Origin of the sequence: Thetidibacter halocola, from assembly GCF_018224955.1 — a bacterium.
Classification (GTDB): Bacteria; Pseudomonadota; Alphaproteobacteria; order Rhodobacterales; family Rhodobacteraceae; genus Thetidibacter; species Thetidibacter halocola.
Map to the genome: position 1 here is coordinate 122,055 of NZ_JAGTUU010000009.1, position 13,110 is coordinate 135,164.

At 67.6% G+C, this 13,110-nt stretch carries 13 protein-coding genes; 6 read left to right on the forward strand and 7 right to left on the reverse strand.

Features of this window, described 5'->3' with window-relative positions; translation table 11 throughout:
• Positions 1-42 precede the first annotated feature (42 nt).
• Positions 43-810, forward strand: a complete 768-nt coding sequence (locus KB874_RS20120) for a FadR/GntR family transcriptional regulator (RefSeq protein ID WP_212538362.1) — start codon at positions 43-45, stop codon at positions 808-810.
• On the opposite strand, the gene KB874_RS20125 is transcribed toward KB874_RS20120, so the two are convergent.
• The 3 genes from KB874_RS20125 to KB874_RS20135 all read right to left on the reverse strand — a co-directional run bounded on the left by KB874_RS20125 (position 807) and on the right by KB874_RS20135 (position 3,721).
• Positions 807-1,739: an L-lactate dehydrogenase gene (locus KB874_RS20125; RefSeq protein ID WP_212538363.1), complete on the reverse strand. Its 933-nt coding sequence runs from the start codon at positions 1,737-1,739 to the stop codon at positions 807-809. The two genes, KB874_RS20120 and KB874_RS20125, sit on opposite strands and share 4 nt — an antisense overlap.
• A gap of 261 nt (positions 1,740-2,000) precedes the next feature.
• Positions 2,001-3,350: an ammonium transporter gene (locus KB874_RS20130; protein WP_212538364.1), complete on the reverse strand. Its 1,350-nt coding sequence runs from the start codon at positions 3,348-3,350 to the stop codon at positions 2,001-2,003.
• A gap of 32 nt (positions 3,351-3,382) precedes the next feature.
• Entirely contained in the window at positions 3,383-3,721 is a 339-nt protein-coding gene (locus KB874_RS20135; protein ID WP_212538365.1) for a P-II family nitrogen regulator, read from the reverse strand.
• A gap of 259 nt (positions 3,722-3,980) precedes the next feature.
• Here KB874_RS20135 and KB874_RS20140 point away from each other — a divergent pair, with 259 nt between their 5' ends.
• On the forward strand, positions 3,981-6,140 hold the full coding sequence (locus KB874_RS20140; protein WP_212538366.1) for a transglycosylase domain-containing protein: 2,160 nt from the start codon (positions 3,981-3,983) through the stop codon (positions 6,138-6,140).
• Between the two features lie 121 nt (positions 6,141-6,261).
• Here the strand turns inward: KB874_RS20140 and sfsA are convergent, their stop codons facing one another.
• Positions 6,262-6,966, reverse strand: a complete 705-nt coding sequence (gene sfsA, locus KB874_RS20145) for a DNA/RNA nuclease SfsA (RefSeq protein ID WP_212538367.1) — start codon at positions 6,964-6,966, stop codon at positions 6,262-6,264.
• Between the two features lie 47 nt (positions 6,967-7,013).
• On the opposite strand from sfsA, the gene KB874_RS20150 reads away from it, so the two are divergent.
• From KB874_RS20150 to KB874_RS20165, 4 genes are read left to right on the forward strand one after another with little or no spacing between them, the layout of a single operon-like run.
• Positions 7,014-7,733: a competence/damage-inducible protein A gene (locus KB874_RS20150; protein ID WP_212538368.1), complete on the forward strand. Its 720-nt coding sequence runs from the start codon at positions 7,014-7,016 to the stop codon at positions 7,731-7,733.
• Complete coding sequence (locus tag KB874_RS20155) at positions 7,730-8,470, forward strand: GNAT family N-acetyltransferase (protein WP_212538369.1); 741 nt, start codon at positions 7,730-7,732, stop codon at positions 8,468-8,470. The genes KB874_RS20150 and KB874_RS20155 overlap by 4 nt, the downstream gene beginning before the upstream one ends.
• Positions 8,467-9,030, forward strand: coding sequence for a peroxidase-related enzyme (locus KB874_RS20160; RefSeq protein WP_212538370.1), 564 nt, complete (start codon positions 8,467-8,469; stop codon positions 9,028-9,030). The genes KB874_RS20155 and KB874_RS20160 overlap by 4 nt, the downstream gene beginning before the upstream one ends.
• Before the next feature lie 25 nt (positions 9,031-9,055).
• A complete protein-coding gene (locus KB874_RS20165; protein WP_249200677.1) occupies positions 9,056-9,964 on the forward strand; it encodes an OmpA family protein in 909 nt (302 codons plus the stop codon).
• A gap of 79 nt (positions 9,965-10,043) precedes the next feature.
• Here the strand turns inward: KB874_RS20165 and KB874_RS20170 are convergent, their stop codons facing one another.
• The 3 genes from KB874_RS20170 to KB874_RS20180 all read right to left on the reverse strand — a co-directional run bounded on the left by KB874_RS20170 (position 10,044) and on the right by KB874_RS20180 (position 13,055).
• Positions 10,044-10,949 (reverse strand): LysR family transcriptional regulator, encoded by a 906-nt coding sequence (locus KB874_RS20170; RefSeq protein ID WP_212538372.1) that lies wholly within the window; start codon positions 10,947-10,949, stop codon positions 10,044-10,046.
• A gap of 118 nt (positions 10,950-11,067) precedes the next feature.
• On the reverse strand, positions 11,068-12,486 hold the full coding sequence (gene creD, locus KB874_RS20175; protein WP_212538373.1) for a cell envelope integrity protein CreD: 1,419 nt from the start codon (positions 12,484-12,486) through the stop codon (positions 11,068-11,070).
• A 122-nt stretch (positions 12,487-12,608) separates the two neighbouring features.
• Entirely contained in the window at positions 12,609-13,055 is a 447-nt protein-coding gene (locus KB874_RS20180; RefSeq protein ID WP_212538374.1) for a DUF4399 domain-containing protein, read from the reverse strand.
• Between the last annotated feature and the right edge of the window lie 55 nt (positions 13,056-13,110).

Here is a 13,110-nt window from a genome sequence, read left to right on the forward strand (position 1 = left end):
GGATGCGGTCATATCCTTTGACCAATTCGCCCCGGAGCCGTCATGCCCTTCGAACCCGTCCAGTCCGAGAAACTCGCCGCCGCTGTGGTGCGCCAGATCGAGCAGCTGATCCTGCGCGGCGTCTTGCGGCCGGGGGAGCGCCTGCCCTCGGAACGCGACATGGCCGAGCGCATGGGCGTCTCGCGCCCCAGCTTGCGCGAGGCGGTGGCCGAGTTGCAGGAGCGCGGCCTGCTGACCGCGCGGGCGGGTGCCGGGATCTACGTCAGCGACGTGCTGGGCAGCGCCTTTTCGCAGGCCTTGTCGGGGCTGTTCTCGCGCCATGACGAGGCGGTGTTCGACTACCTGTCCTTTCGCCGCGACATGGAGGGGCTGGCCGCCGAGCGGGCGGCAATCCACGGCACAGATGGCGATCTCGCTGTGATCGACACGATCTTCCGCAAGATGGAAGCGGCCCATGCCAAGCGCAACCCGGACGAGGAATCCAGCCTCGACGCGGATTTCCACCTGGCGCTCATCGAGGCCAGCCACAACGTCATCATGCTGCACATGATGCGCACCATGTATCAGTTGCTGCGCGAGGGTGTGTTCTACAACCGCCAGATCATGTTCCGCCAGCGCACCACCCGCAGCGCCCTGCTGGACCAGCACCGCGCCATCAACCAGGCGCTCCAGGCGCGGGACCCGGCGGCGGCGCGCAAGGCGGTCGAGGCGCACCTGACCTATGTCGAGGAGGCGCTTTTTGCCGACCGCCGCGCCGCGGCGCACGAGGCGGTGGCGCAACAACGCCTGCTGCGCGAGGCCGGACACTAGAGCGGCACGCTGTCCGCCATCGCCTTGAGCACCTCGGCCGAGTGGCGCAACGCCTCGGTCTCACCTGCGTCGAGATCGGGCCAGAGCGTTGCGGTGACGCCCTGCGCGCCCACCAAGCGCGGCAGCGACAGCGCGACGTCGGGCACCCCCAGCGCGTCGGGTTCGACGATGGAAACCGACAGCACCGCCTGCTCGTCGCGCCCGATGGCCTGGACGATCCGCGCCAGCCCCGCGCCGATGCCATACCAGGTGGCGCCCTTGCCCTCGATGATCGTGTAGGCGGCGCGGCGCACGCCGAGGTCGATCCGGTCGCGCACGTCCTGCGTCAGCGGCGCGCCGATCTGCGCGGCAAAAGCGGTCAGAGGGACCGATCCCGCCCGCACGTTGGACCAGGCCAGGACCTCGCTGTCGCCATGCTCGCCCAGCACGTAGCCGTGGACAGAGCCCGGCGCGATGCCCAGATGCCGCCCGATCAGCCAGCGGAACCGCGCGGTGTCGAGGATCGTGCCAGAGCCGATCACCCGCCCCGGCGGCAGGCCCGACAGCCGGGTCGAGACCTGCGTGATGGTGTCGACCGGGTTGCTCGCGACCAGCAGGATCGCATCGGGCGCCACGGCCATGACCTGCCCGATAACCGCACGGAACACCTCGGCGTTGCGGCCCAGCAGTTCGGGCCGCGTCTCTCCGGGGCGCTGCGAGACACCGCAGGCAAGGATGACCACCGCCGCCCCGGCGATGTCGGCGTAATCCCCCGCGCGTACCACCGTGGACCCGGCGAAGGGCACGGCATGGGCGATGTCCTCGGCCTCGGCGCGGGCGCGTGCGTGGTTGAGATCGATCAGGACAAGGTCAGAGACCACGTTGCGCATCACCAGCGCAAAACCCGCGGTGGACCCGACCATTCCCGACCCGACGATGGCGACTTTCATGGGTTTTCCTCCAACCGCTTGCTGACCCGGTCAGTGTGGCGGGTGGGCGCGGGTTTTCCAATGGCGGCTTGCAGGTCTGGGGCGTGGAGGTCGGGCGATGCCGGTTTTAGCGGCGCCCCTGCCTGAAGGCGCGAGGCCGCGCCTTTTCTTCGAAAAGACGCTCACCCCACCCGTTGCATCCGCAAGGCGGATGCAATGTAAAAAGCCCGGGCGATTGCTCGCCCGGGCAGGTTGTCCAATGGGTTGACTGGAAGGAGGAGGTCAGCCCTTGGAGAATTCGGGATAGGCTTCCATGCCCAGCTCGGCCATGTCGAGACCGGTGATTTCCTCTTCCTGGCTCACACGGATGCCCATGGTGGCCTTGAGGATGAACCAGATCACGCCCGAGGTGACGAACACGAAGACCGCGACGATGATGATCGGGATCAGCTGACCCATGAAGGTGGCGTCAGCGTTGGTCAGCAGGACCGCCATCGTGCCCCAGATACCGGCGAAGAGGTGCACCGGGATGGCGCCGACCACGTCGTCGATCTTGAGCTTGTCGAGGAAGGGAACCGCGAAGACCACGATCACGCCGCCCACGGCACCGATCAGGGTGGCAGCCCCCAGGGTCGGGGTCAGCGGTTCTGCGGTGATCGACACGAGGCCGGCCAGCGCGCCGTTCAGAACCATGGTCAGGTCGACCTTCTTGTAGAGGACCTGCGTCAGGATCAGCGCAGCAATGGCGCCACCTGCGGCTGCGGTGTTGGTGTTGGCGAAGATGCGCGACACGTCGGCGACGTCACCCACGGTGCCCATGGCCAACTGCGAGCCCCCGTTGAAGCCGAACCAGCCCAGCCACAGGATGAAGGTGCCCAGCGTGGCGAGCGGCAGGTTGGAACCCATGATCGGGGTCACGCGGCCGTCCTTGCCATACTTGCCGATGCGCGGGCCAAGGATCAGGGCGCCTGCAAGCGCTGCCCAGCCGCCCACCGAGTGCACGACCGTCGAGCCTGCGAAGTCGAGGAAACCATACTGGCTATCCAGGAAACCGCCGCCCCACTTCCAGGAGGCCTGGATCGGGTAGATGAGGCCGGTCAGGACCACGGTGAAGATCAGGAAGGGCCACAGCTTGATGCGCTCGGCCAGGGTGCCCGAGACGATCGACGCGGTGGTGGCGCAGAACATCAGCTGGAAATAGAAGTCCGAGCCGGTCGAGGCATAGCCGTAATCGTCCGCACCATCACGGGCCACGCCCACAGCCTCGAGAACGGCAACGCCGAAGGCGCCCAGGTAGCCGCCGGTGTCATCGGTGCCGATGGACCAGTTGCCCAGCGGATACATCAGGTTGTAGCCGATCAGGTAATACATGACGGCGGCGATGGCGAAGAGCGAGATGTTCTTCGTCAGCTGCATCGCCACGTTCTTGGACCGCACGAGGCCAGCCTCGAGCATGGCAAAGCCCGCGGCCATCCACATCACGAGGAAGCCGCCGATCAGGAACAGCAGCGAGTTGAAGATGAAGATCGAGTCGGTGGACGCATCGGTGCCGGGAACCGCGTCCTGTGCCAGCCCCAGCGTCGGCAGAGCCACGATAGCGGCAGCCGGAGCGAGAGTCTTGAGAAGTGTCATGTGTCCGTATCCCTTCGTTTTTCCTGCCCGCGTCACAGCGCGTCTGCGTCGGTTTCGCCGGTGCGCACCCGCACGGCCTGCTGCACGTCCAGCACGAAAATCTTGCCGTCGCCGATCTTGCCGGTCTGGGCCGTGGTCTTGATGGTCTCGACCACCTGGTCGGCCATCGAGGATGCCACGACGATTTCAAGCTTGATCTTCGGCACGAAATTCACTGCGTATTCCGCGCCGCGATAGATCTCGGTGTGGCCGGACTGAGAGCCGAAGCCCTTGATCTCGGTCACCATCATGCCGCGGACGCCGATCCCGGTGAGCGCTTCGCGCACCTCCTCGAGCTTGAACGGCTTGATCGTTGCAATGATCAGTTTCACCTTCATCCCTTTCGCTTCTGGCAGGCCGGTCCCTGCGTTATGCTGTTGCAGAAAGAGGCGACCATGCCGGATTGGGAAGCCAAAGACGGCCCGGAGCAGCGTCTGAAGGCGGCATTAAGACCAATTTTTGTGCAAAAATTCGTTTATGAGTAAAAATTAGGCAAAACAAAAACTCTGCGGCTGCAAAGAGACGGTCAACATCCCCCACCAAAGCGGGTAGAGTCGCGGCCAAAGAAACGGGTCATCCGGGCAGATTTCCATGAGCACCAACGGCAAAGGCGACAAGCGACTCGTCGCCGACAGGCGCTATCCCAAGTCCGCGGCAAAGCCCGCCGCAGCCCCGCGCAAGACGCGCCGAAAGCCCGCCGCGCGCAAGGTGCGGCGCGGGCCGCTGGGCTGGATCGCAGCCTTCGTGCGCTGGATCCTGCGGCTGGCCTTCCGGGTGACGGCGGTCATCGTACTGGTGGCCGGCCTGATCCTGGGCGCGATGGTCTGGTCAACCTCGACCACGCTACCGGAATATCAGGCGCTGCTGGACGGGCGCGCGCGCGGCTCTGTCACCATGCTGGATGCCGATGGCCGGATATTCGCCCTGCGCGGCTCGCAGTTTGGCGGCGCGGTGACGGTGGACAGCGTCTCTGTCCACCTCAAGAACGCGGTGATCGCCACCGAGGACAAGCGATTCTACAGCCATTTCGGCGTCAGCCCGCGCGGGGTCGCTGGCGCAGTGCGCATCAACCTGTCCGAGGGGCGCGGACCGCTGTCGGGGCATGGTGGCTCGACCATCACGCAGCAGACCGCCAAGCTGATCTGCCTGGGCCGCGAGTATGATCCGACCGAGTGGAAGAGCGAGGCCGACTACGTCGCCGATTGCCGCCAGTCCAGCCTTCAGCGCAAGGCGCGCGAGGCGATCTTCGCGATGGCGATGGAGGTCAAGTATTCCAAGGATCAGATCCTCTCGATCTACCTCAACCGCGCCTACATGGGCGCCGGCGCCTACGGCGCCGAGGCCGCGGCGCAACGCTATTTCGGCAAGCCGGCGGGCGCGCTGAACCCTTCCGAATCGGCAATGGTGGCGGGTCTGCTGACCGCGCCCTCGCGGCTGGCACCGACGGCGAACCTGAAACGCAGCCAGGACCGTGCCGCGACGGTGCTGCGGCTGATGAACGAGCAGGGGTTCCTCAGCGACGCCGACGCAGCCCATTGGCAGGCTAACCCGGCAAGCCTGTCCTCGGACAGCCAGAGCCTGGATGGCGGCTATTTCGGCGACTGGGTGATGCAGACCGGCCCCGATTTCCTGACCCGCGACACGACCGAGGACGTGATCATCTCGACCACGCTGGATCCGCGCATCCAGCGCGCGACCGCCGAAGCCGTGAACAAGGTCTTCTCGGAAAAGGTGCGCGATGGGTCCAAGGCCGAGGTCGCCGTGGTTGTCATGTCGGCGGATGGCGCGGTGCGGGCAATGGTGGGCGGGCGCGACACCGACGCCTCGGGCGTATTCAACCGGGCGACGCAGGCGGTGCGGCAGACCGGGTCTGCCTTCAAGCCCTTCGTCTATGCGACCGCGCTGGAACTGGGTTATTCGCCGCTGGACACGGTGGTGGACGAGCCCTTCTGCATGAGCATTCCCGGTTCCGGTCGCTGGTGCCCCGAGAACTACACCAACGATTTCAGGGGGCGCGTCACGCTGACCGACGCGCTGAAGCACTCGCTGAACATCCCGGCGGTGCGGGTGTCGGAGTCGGTCGGGCGCGACCTGGTGATGCGGGTCGCGGCGGATTTCGGCATCGACCGCGCGTTGCAGGACACACCCGCGCTGGCGCTTGGCGCCTCGGAGGCGACGCTGCTGGAAATGACGGGCGCCTATGCCGGGATCCTCAACGGCGGCTCGTCGGTGACACCCTATGGCCTGCGCGAATTGCGCATCAAGGGGGACGACACGCCGCTGATGGGCACCGGCGGCGGCATCGCCGAGCGGGTGATCCGCCGCGACGCCGCCGAGCAGCTGACCTGGATGATGGAAAAGGTGGTATCCGAGGGCACCGGCCGCCGCGCCGCCCTTCCCGACCGCGCCGTGGCCGGCAAGACCGGCACCAGCCAGGAGGCGCGCGACGCCTGGTTCGTCGGCTTTACCGCCGATTACGTCACCGGCGTCTGGATGGGCTACGACGACAACACGCCGCTCAGCGGTGTGACGGGGGGCGGCCTGCCCGCCGAGATCTGGCAGGCGGTGATGCTGCGCGTGAACGAGGGGCTGCCACCGCGCCCGCTGCCGATGCAGGCGCCTGCGCCCTCGCAGGTGCAACAGGCGCCGCAGCAGTCGCCCGAGCGCGCACCGACGGCCGCCGCGCCCAGCCGCGCGGAACGCGAGACGGTGCTGGAGCAGCTGCTGCGTAGCATCCTGGGCGGGAATTGAACCGGCGGGGCGAGAGCCGCGCAGCGGTGGAGCAGGGCGCTTTGTCCCTGCCAGACACGTGGCTCCTGTCGAGCGTTACGCCCACGTCCACCAAATCGCCGCCGCGCGGGTGCGCCGGCGCCTATTCCATGACGTCGACCGGCCCGGCCAGGTCCACGCCTTGCGGCGAGATCGCGCAGCCCAGCGCCATGACCTCGACCCCCGCCGCGCGGGCCGCCGCAAAGCCCGCCGCATAGGCCGGGTCGAGATCGGCGGCCAGACGCATTCGTGTGCAATCGGTGCGCTGCACCAGATACAGCATCAACGCACGCTGTCCGGTTTCTACCACCCGCGCCAGTTCGGCCAGGTGTTTCGTGCCGCGCGCAGTCACGCTATCGGGAAACTCGGCCAGGCCAGCCTCACGAGACAGGGTGACGGATTTCACCTCGACCCAGGCGTCGGGCCGCCCGCCGCCTGACAGCAGGAAATCGATGCGGCTGTTCTCGCCGTATTTCACCTCGGGGCGGACGATGTCATAACCTTCCAGCCCGGCGACTCGCCCCGCCATCAAAGCGGCGCGCAGCACGCGGTTCGGCACGCCGGTATCGACGCCGGTGAAATGCCCGCCCGGATGCTCGACCAGGCGCCAGGCGTATTTCAGCTTCTTCTTCGGATCGTTGTTCGGCTCCAGCCAGATCCGGGCCCCCTCTTGCGCAAGACCCAGCATCGAGCCGGGATTCGCCACGTGGGCCGTCACCTCGGCCCCGTCCTCCAGCACGCAATCGGCGAGAAAGCGTTTGTAGCGGCGGATCAGCCGGGCGGGGATCAGCGGGGTTTGAAAGCGCATGCGCGCGGGCCTATACCAAGGCCAGACCCCTCGCAAGGAGCGCCGCCATGCCCAACCCCACCGCCGCCATGCTGGTGATCGGAGACGAGATCCTGTCGGGCCGCACCCGCGACGCCAACATGCATTTCCTGGCAAACGAATTCACCCGCCACGGCGTCGACCTCCAGGAGGTGCGGATCGTCAGCGACAAGCGCGCGGCCATCGTCGCGGCGCTGAACGCGCTGCGCGCCACGTATGACGTGGTCGTGACGAGCGGCGGCATAGGGCCGACCCATGACGACATCACCGCCGATTGCGTGGCCGAGGCGTTCGGCGTGGGCATCGACGTCCGGGATGACGCCCGCGCATTGCTGGCGGCGCATTACGACCGGCAGGGCATGGAGTTCAACACCGCTCGGATGCGCATGGCGCGCATCCCCGCGGGCGCCACGCTGATCGACAACCCGGTGTCGATCGCGCCCGGTTTCACCATCGGAAACGTGCATGTCATGGCCGGGGTGCCGGCGGTGTTCCAGGCGATGGTGGCCAGCGTCCTGCCGACGATCACCGGGGGCGCGCCACTGCTGTCGCAATCCCTGCGCATTCTGCGCGGCGAGGGCGAGATCGCCGGGCCTCTGGGCGCGTTGGCGCAGGAATTCGACGACCTGCAATTCGGCTCCTACCCGTTCCAGAAGGACGGCGTGTTCGGCGCAAACGTGGTGATCCGGGGCCATGACGCGGGCCGGCTGGACACGGCGATGACCCGACTGGCGGAGATGTTCGGATGATCCTGCCCGAGGCGTCGCGCCTCTATGCCGCCATCGACGGCACATGGCCGGCCGCGGCCACGATCCAGGCCGGGCCCTGGACGCTGCGCGAGGGGCGCGGCGGCGGCCAGCGGGTCTCGGCCGCGACGGCGCGCGGCGAATGGCGCGAGGACGACCTCTCTGCCGCCGAGAAGGCAATGCGCATGATGAAGCAGGCGCCGTTGTTCATGGTCCGTCCCGAGGACCGCGCGCTGGACGCGGTGCTGGCCGCGCGCGGCTACGAGGTCAAGGACCCGGTGACGATCTGGCTGTGCCCGGTGGCGCAACTGACCGACAAGCGCATTCCGCCCGTCACCGCCTTCGCCATATGGGAACCGCTGGCCATCATGCGCGAGATCTGGGAGGCCGGCGGCATCGGAGAGGCGCGGCTGCGCGTCATGGCCCGGGCAAAGGGGCCGAAGACGGGCCTCTTCGGACGGGTCAGCGACCGGCCCGCAGGGGCTGGCTTCTGCGCCATCCATGACCGCATCGCGCTGGTCCACGCGCTGGAGATCGCGGAACCTCACCGGGGCAAGGGTCTGGGAAAGTGGATGATGCGCTGCGCGGCGCATTGGGCCGCCGACAACGGGGCGGACTGGATCGGCGCACTCTGCACCGATGCGAATGTCGGCGCGAATGCGCTGTATCGCGCCTTGCGGATGCGGGACGCGGGCGGCTACCACTATCGGGTCCTGCCCGAGGAGAGCGACGAGACATGACCAAGCCCACCGCCCTGAACCTGCCGATGGTGGACCCACTGCCACCCGAGACGCAGAAATACTTCGACGTGTGCCAGGACAAGTTGGGCATGGTGCCCAACGTGCTGCGCGCCTACGCCACCAACGTCGCCAAGCTGAACGCCTTCACCGCCATGTACAACGAGCTGATGCTGGCCGAGAGCGGCCTGTCCAAGCTGGAACGAGAGATGATCGCGGTTGTCGTCTCGTCGATCAACAAGTGCTTCTACTGCCTGACCGCGCATGGTGCGGCAGTTCGGGAACTGTCGGGCGAACCGAAACTGGGCGAAATGCTGGTGATGAACTGGCGCGTCGCGGACCTGTCGCACCGGCACCGGGCCATGCTGTCCTTTGCCGAGAAGATGACCAAGGCCAGCGCCGAGATCGGCGAATGGGACCGCGAGGCGCTGCGCGACGCGGGCTTCTCCGAGGCGGATATCTGGGACATCGCCAACGTCGCAGGTTTCTTCAACATGACGAACCGGGTGGCCAGCGCGACCGACATGCGCCCGAACGATGTGTATCACGCGCAGGCGCGCTGAGCCGCGCCGGGCCTGGGGGCTGGCGTTGGCGCTGCTTGTGGCGGCGGGCAGCGGCGCGGCGCAGGATCTTGCTCTGCCCGCCAATGCCCGGCTGACCGAAGAACAGGCCCGCGACCCCGGCAGCTATGCGCTGCCCACGGGGCCCTGGGCCCCGGGAGAGGGCCTGCCCGTGCGCAGCATCGAGGGGCCGATCACGCTGCAGGCCTTTCGGCTGGACGGGTCCGGTCTTACGCCGCTGCAACTGATGGCACCCCTGCGGACGCAGCTGGAACAGGCAGGCTGGACGATCCTGCTGGATTGCGCCGGGCGTGGCTGCGGCGGCTTCGATTTCCGCTTTGCGACCGAGGTCATCCCGGCGCCCGCGATGTATGTCGACCTGTCGGCCTATCGGTTCCTGTCGGCGCTCTCGCCTGACGGCGCGGGCCTGTCGGTCCTGACCAGCCGCGACCGGGGGTCGGGTTACGTGCAGATCGTGCGCGCAGGCCAGGCCGCACCAGCGGTCGCCGCAACCGCGCCGCAACCGACCGGTCCAGTCACGCCGGCACCCACCGCCGCCACCGGAAGCCTGGCCGAGGCGCTGGAGGCGCGCGGCCACGCGGTTCTGCCCGGGCTAGATTTCTCCAGCGGGTCGGCGGGCCTTGGCGAAGGCCCCGTCGCTGCGCTGGAGGAACTGGCGCAATGGCTGCGCGCGAACCCGTCACGCCAGGTGCTGCTGGTGGGGCACACGGATGCGACGGGCTCGCTGGAAACCAACCGAGCGCTGTCGAAACGGCGCGCGCAGGAGGCGGTCGACTACCTCGCGGCACGCGGCATCCCTGGCGCGCAGATCGGCGCAGAGGGCGCAGGCTACCTGGCGCCGGTGGCCAGCAACCTGACGGCCGCAGGGCGCGAGGCGAACCGCCGGGTCGAAGTGGTGGTGATCTCGACGGAATAGACGGAAAGAGGCCCCGGAGTGCGTCCGGGGCCAGTCTGCCTTTGAACGTCTCGACACGCGCGGCGTCAGCCCGGCGCTGTCACCACTTTTCCGGTCCCGTCTCGGCGAAGGCATGCACGAGGAAGTCGATGAAGGCGCGCACCTTGGGCTGGGTGAACCGGCCCGGCGGATAGACCGCGTAGATGCCCAGCGTCTCGACCGGCAGGTCGGGGATCGCGTCCTCGACCAAGCCCTTTTCCATCGCCTCGTGATAGAGGTAGGAGGGCAGGTAGGCGATGCCGAGGCCCGCGATGCAGGCATTGAGCAACGACTGACCGTCATTCACCGACAGCCAGCCCGCGGTGCGCACCTGGCGCTTTTCGCCCGACGGCGCGGTGATCTTCCACACGTTGCCCGACGCCTGGTTCGAGTAGTGCAGCAGCTTGTGTTCGTTCAGGTCGTCGATCCGCTGCGGGCGCCCGAATTTCTGGAAATAGCCGGGCGACGCGATCATCCGCTTGGTCGTCTCGGTCAGCTTGCGGGCGCGCAGCGTGCTGTCCTCCAGCTCGCCGATCCGGATGGCCATGTCGAAGCCTTCCGAGATCAGTTCGACGTAGCGGTTGTTGAGCACCATGTTCACGGTGATGTCGGGGAATTCCGCCAGGAACTCGCCCAGGCAGGGCGACAGGTGGTTCACCCCGAAATCCGTGGCAACCGAGATCCGCAGCAGCCCCGAGGGCGCGGATTGCATCGAGGTCACCAGTGCGTCCGCCTCGCCCGCGTCGTTCAGCACGCGGCGGGCGCGGTCGTAATAGGCCAGTCCGATCTCGGTCGGGCTGACGCGCCGGGTTGTGCGATTGAGCAACCGCGCGCCCAGCCGTGCCTCCAGCGACGAGACATGTTTCGACACGGCGGACTTGGAAATGCCCATCTTCTTGGCGGCGTCGGTGAAGCCGCCCTGATCCACCACCGTGGCGAAAGCCTCCATCTCGGTCAGACGGTCCATGCGGTTCCCTCATCGTTTCTTGCCTGCCCCAGTGTATCGCGGTCAAACATGTCGCAATCGGGGCATGCGCGGGACAATTGAGGGGAATTCATCGGCGCTGTCAGGGTCGGGGAAACGGTCAGGCGGGCGTGTCGGGCGGCGGGGGTGGCCCTGAGCCGCCCAGCAGCCGCGACCAGGCGCCTTCGCGGCGGGGCCGTTCCGGGCCGAACCAGTCCTCGTCGCGGGTGACCCACATGGTCAGCGCCAGCGCCAGGAAGGCCAGGGTGGACCCGGCGAGCAGCGCGTAATCCGCCGATTGCAGGATCATGTAGAGCACCGCGTAGACCGACACCAGCATAGCTCCCAGCACCAGCGCGCGCCTGCCCAGTTTCAGCCCGAAGGCGCCATAGGCGGTCAGCAGCGCGATCGTGGCGCCCGAGGCGATCAGGTAGGCGGGGCCCCAGCCCAGATGCTCGGCATAGGCGACCATCAGCAGAACGAAGACGGTCTGCACCAGCCCGATCAGGATGTATTGCACCGGGTGCACCGGCTGGCCGCTGCTGCGTTCCATCAGCACCACGGTGAGAAAGGTCAGCGCGATGAACAGGATGCCGTAACGAGCGGCACGAAAGGCCTTGTGGTAGAAATCGTTCGCTTCGACGAAGCGCAGGCCGAAGGCTGTCATCCGCTGCGCCATGGCTTGCGGATCCTCGCGTGCGGCCTGCGGCAGGGCGCGGGCCAGGTGCGGGATGGTCCATGTGGCCTCGTACCCGTCCTTGGTCACGGTCGAGCCGTCCGGCAGGAAGGCGCCAGTGAAGGAGGGGTGCGGCCAGTCGCCCGACAGGGTCACGCGGCTGTCGCGCCCCACCGGCGCCAGCATCAGCGACTGCGCCCCGTTGAAACCCAGCGCCAGCGTGTAGGCGTCGATGCCCCTCGGATCGCCCAGCCGCGCGAGGAACCCTGCCTCGCCGGTCAGCGGCGCCAGTTCCAGCGCGCGGCCATCCGCCGTGACCTCGGCCGCGCCGCGCAGGGCGCGGTTGGCGCCCACCGCCATGCGGATCTCGGCCCGGTCCCAGAGGATGGTCTCGTCCTCCGCCAGCACGCGGTCGACCAGCACGGTGTCGAAGTCGAAGCGGATCTCCGCCTCGGCCGTGTAGACCGGCACGGTAAAGATGCCCCGGCTGCGGATCTGGGTTGCGGTCTGCACATCCGCCTCGAAGCGGTCGGGATAGAGGTGGATCGGTGCGGCAAGCTGGCGCACGGTTTCCTCGAAACGGTCGACCACCTCGTTGCCCTGCGCATCGGTCAGCACCGCACCGGTGGCCGGGTCGAGGCGGGGGCGTGTGGCCAGGCGCGTGACCGTGCGTTCCACCGGAATGACCAGCTGCGGCCCGGCCAGAACCTGCGGGCCACCCCATTCCTCGCCGACGCTGTCGATGGTCGACTGGGAATAGGATTTCCGGCTGTCGATCACCTCGGCAGCGAAGAACAGCGGCACGAACATCAGCAGGACGAGAAGCCCCACCACCAGGAACCGCCGACCGGCCGATGCGCGCATGTCCTGCCCTCCGTCACGGGATGCACGATCAGCCTAGCGGCTTGTCCCGCGGCGGAAAAGTCGGGTTTTCCGCCGCGGGCTGGGGGCGCCGGACCGATCCCACCGGACCGGCACCGAAGGCCTCAGTTCACCGTGACCGTGATGACCGGCGAGGCAACGACAGGGTTGTGGGGCACATGGAAATGATCCCCCAGAAGCAGTTGCAGCGTGTGCGTCCCGTTCGCGAGGTCAAGCGTCACCTCGGTCTGGCCGCCGCCGAAATGCTTGTGATTGTCGTCGGCGGGCAGGCCGTTCGCGGCGTATTCGGCGTCGCTTTCGCCCTCGCCCCACGGCGCGCGGTCGATCAGCAGGTGATGATGCCCGGTGTTCTCCTTCTCGGTGCCGGCGGGGGCGACGCCCATGCCGGACAGGCCAAAGCGGATGGTGACCGGGCTGCTCACGGTCGCGCCGTCCTCGAGCGCGATGAAATAGGCCATCGCCCCCTCTGGTGCCGGGGTGGCCTGGCTTTCGGCGCTGGCCATTCCGGCAAGACCGGCAAAGGCCAGGGCAATCAGTGTCTGGCGGAACATGGTAACCTCCCGTTGCATGTTGCACCGGGAAAGATAGCGCGGGGTTGCGCCTTGT

Excerpts from the sequence above, each read along its gene's own strand:
- KB874_RS20180 (WP_212538374.1), bottom strand. The coding sequence starts at position 13,055 with ATGTTCCGCCAGACACTGATTGCCCTGGCCTTTGCCGGTCTTGCCGGA.
- KB874_RS20140 (WP_212538366.1), top strand. The coding sequence starts at position 3,981 with ATGAGCACCAACGGCAAAGGCGACAAGCGACTCGTCGCCGACAGGCGC.
- sfsA (WP_212538367.1), bottom strand. The coding sequence starts at position 6,966 with ATGCGCTTTCAAACCCCGCTGATCCCCGCCCGGCTGATCCGCCGCTAC.
- KB874_RS20160 (WP_212538370.1), top strand. The coding sequence starts at position 8,467 with ATGACCAAGCCCACCGCCCTGAACCTGCCGATGGTGGACCCACTGCCA.
- KB874_RS20125 (WP_212538363.1), bottom strand. The coding sequence starts at position 1,739 with ATGAAAGTCGCCATCGTCGGGTCGGGAATGGTCGGGTCCACCGCGGGT.
- KB874_RS20120 (WP_212538362.1), top strand. The coding sequence starts at position 43 with ATGCCCTTCGAACCCGTCCAGTCCGAGAAACTCGCCGCCGCTGTGGTG.
- KB874_RS20150 (WP_212538368.1), top strand. The coding sequence starts at position 7,014 with ATGCCCAACCCCACCGCCGCCATGCTGGTGATCGGAGACGAGATCCTG.
- KB874_RS20130 (WP_212538364.1), bottom strand. The coding sequence starts at position 3,350 with ATGACACTTCTCAAGACTCTCGCTCCGGCTGCCGCTATCGTGGCTCTG.
- KB874_RS20170 (WP_212538372.1), bottom strand. The coding sequence starts at position 10,949 with ATGGACCGTCTGACCGAGATGGAGGCTTTCGCCACGGTGGTGGATCAG.
- creD (WP_212538373.1), bottom strand. The coding sequence starts at position 12,486 with ATGCGCGCATCGGCCGGTCGGCGGTTCCTGGTGGTGGGGCTTCTCGTC.
- KB874_RS20155 (WP_212538369.1), top strand. The coding sequence starts at position 7,730 with ATGATCCTGCCCGAGGCGTCGCGCCTCTATGCCGCCATCGACGGCACA.